This window comes from Acidiphilium sp. PM (assembly GCF_000219295.1).
GTDB classification, from domain to species: Bacteria; Pseudomonadota; Alphaproteobacteria; order Acetobacterales; family Acetobacteraceae; genus Acidiphilium; species Acidiphilium multivorum.
Map to the genome: position 1 here is coordinate 1 of NZ_AFPR01000212.1, position 1,417 is coordinate 1,417.

Here is a 1,417-nt window from a genome sequence, read left to right on the forward strand (position 1 = left end):
CGCTTGATCGTCTCGATCGCCTCGGCCTCGCTCGCCGCGTCGATGGCGAGGCGGGCGGGGGCGCCGGCGCGGTCGATCACGCGGAAGACGAAATCAGGCATGATCGCGCGTCATCATGCGAGCAGGCATTCGGCGAGCGAGGTTTCGCCGGCCAGCACCGCATCGCGCGCGGCGTCCGCCAGGCTGCGCAGGCCGGCGACGCGGGCCAGCTCCGCCTCGCCGGCGCCGGCGGCGAGATGGGCGGCAAGCTCGGCGGTGGGAGTGAGGAATTCGGCGATTGCCATGCGGCCGCGATAGCCGGTGTTGCGGCATTCGGGGCAGCCGGCGGGGTGGTTGAGCGGCGTGCCGGCAGCGATGCCGAGTTGCGCCGCCTCGGCCGGGCTTGCCGGCGCGGTTCGCCGGCAGGCGGGGCAGAGCCGGCGGATCAGCCGCTGGGCAAGCACGCCGCGCAGCACCGAGGCGACGAGATAGGGTTCGAGCCCCATGTCGCGCAGGCGGGTCATGGTCGCGACCGCCGAATTGGTGTGCAGCGTCGAGAGCACGAGATGGCCGGTCAGCGCGGCGCGGGCGGCGATCTGCGCGGTTTCGAGGTCGCGGATCTCGCCGACCATGATCACGTTCGGGTCCTGCCGGAGGATGGCGCGGAGGAGCTGGGCGAAATCCAGTCCGATCTGCGGCTTGACCTGGCTCTGGCTGATGCCGGCGAGGCGGTATTCGATCGGGTCCTCGATGGTGACGATCTTGCGGCTGGCGCGGTCGAGGCCGAGCAGGGCGGTGTAGAGCGTCGTCGTCTTGCCGCTGCCGGTCGGGCCGGTGACGAGCACGATGCCGTTGGGTGCCGCGAGTGCGGCGCGGAAGGCGGCGACGATGGCGGGGTCGAGGCCGAGCGCGCCGAACTCGAAGGTCATCGCGCTGCGGTCGAGCACGCGGATGGCGATGGTCTCGCCATGCATCGTCGGGATCGAGGAGACGCGGAAATCGACCTCGTGGCCGCGCACCGGCAGGCGGATGCGGCCATCCTGCGGCAGGCGGCGCTCGCCGATGTCGAGCCGCGCCATGATCTTGACCCGCGAGACGATGGCCGGCGCCATCGCCGCCGGGTGGGTTTCCGCCTCGACCAGCGCGCCGTCGTGACGGTAGCGGACGCGCAGGCGGTCTTCCTCGGGCTCGATATGGATGTCCGACGCGCGGGTTTCGACCGCGCGGGCGATGAGCTGGTTGACCAGGCGGATCACCGGCGCCTCGCTGGCGAGATCGCGCAGGCGTTCGGCATCCGCCTCGCTCGGCGCCGCCTCCTCGGCCACCGCCTCGGCCGCCGCCGTCTCGCCGGGATCGGGGTAGAGCCGGTCGAGCGCGGCATCGAGGTCGATCGGCACGGCGACGGCGCGGCGCACCGCGCAGCCGGTGGCCGCCGCCA

The 1,417-nt window shown here is 72.8% G+C and carries 1 protein-coding gene; it reads right to left on the reverse strand.

All coding sequences use genetic code 11. The annotated features are described in order from the left end of the window. Positions 1 to 113: 113 nt before the first annotated feature. Positions 114 to 1,417 (reverse strand): GspE/PulE family protein (locus APM_RS09765; protein ID WP_007423205.1); only part of this gene is annotated, 1,304 nt, incomplete at its 5' end.